The 994-nt window shown below is 70.1% G+C and carries 2 protein-coding genes; both read right to left on the bottom strand.

Features of this window, described 5'->3' with window-relative positions; all coding sequences use genetic code 11:
• A partial coding sequence (locus tag DKL51_RS24275; RefSeq protein WP_148097836.1) for a GAF and ANTAR domain-containing protein occupies nt 1–675 on the bottom strand: 675 nt, incomplete at its 3' end.
• Nucleotides 676–768: 93 nt separating this feature from the next.
• A partial coding sequence (locus tag DKL51_RS24270; RefSeq protein ID WP_148097835.1) for an ANTAR domain-containing protein occupies nt 769–994 on the bottom strand: 226 nt, incomplete at its 5' end.

Genomic DNA, 994 nt, shown 5'->3' with positions numbered 1-994 from the left:
GATCGCCTGAGCCAGGTCGGACAGCCGCCGGTTGCGGCTGCGGGCGCCGTTGCGCAGCAGCGCGAAGGCCTCCCCCACCTCCACGTGGAGGCGCTCCGCGAGGACACCCTTGGCCTGCTCGATCAGGACCCGGCTGTTGAGTGCGGTCTGCAACTGCTCGGTGAGAATGTCGCGCCGGTGGACGGCCCGGTGCTGGAGCAGCCCGATGGTGGCCACATCGGCCAGGGCCTGACCGATGCGGAGCTTGCCCTGGTCAAGGGCGCCCGAGTGGGTGTCGAAGAGGTTCAGCGCGCCGATCACCTCGGATCGCAGGCGCATGGGAAGCGCGTGTACCGCGGCGAACCCGACCTCGGCCGCGGCGGCGCTGAACCGCGGCCACCGGCCGGCGGCGGGCAGGTCGACCACCGACACCGGTTGGCCCGTGCGGAAGCAGTCCAGACACGGCCCCTGGTCGGTCTGCAGCTGAAACAGCTCCAACAGCCTCGTGCGCTCGGAGGAGGCAGCCACCACCTGCAGGGCGCCCTGCTGGTCGGTCAGCAGCAGCCCGGCCGCCGAGATGCCCAGCACATGGACACATCGTTCGGTCAGCACGTGCAGGAACTCGAGCACGTCGAAATCGTCGACGAGTGTGTCGGCCATCTCCACGAAAACGTCGGACAGTTGACTCTCGGCCATGTCACTCACCCTCGTCGTACGATAGTCCCGCCGGTTCTCCGGCGGTACGGGCCGTGGTCCGCGCCGCCGCTTCGCGACGACCGGGTCCGGCATTCACCCGGTCCCGCCGTCGCACGCGTCGTCGATGGAGTCGAAACGCAGCCGGCGGGCTACCACGTCACGTGCCACATCCCGCAGCCGCCGGTCGTGGGAGTACGCGAAGGCGCGTAACCGGATGAGTGCCACCGCCGCGGTCACCCCCAGCTGGACCGTGACCATCCCCGTGGCCTGGTGCACCTCGGGATGCTGCAGACCGGCCTGCTCGGGCCGACCCTCGTCC

The organism is Micromonospora globispora (genome assembly GCF_003857015.1).
GTDB lineage: Bacteria > Actinomycetota > Actinomycetes > Mycobacteriales > Micromonosporaceae > Micromonospora > Micromonospora globispora.
The sequence above is the reverse complement of the archived record's forward strand: the minus strand, read 5'-3'. Positions and strand labels throughout refer to the sequence as shown.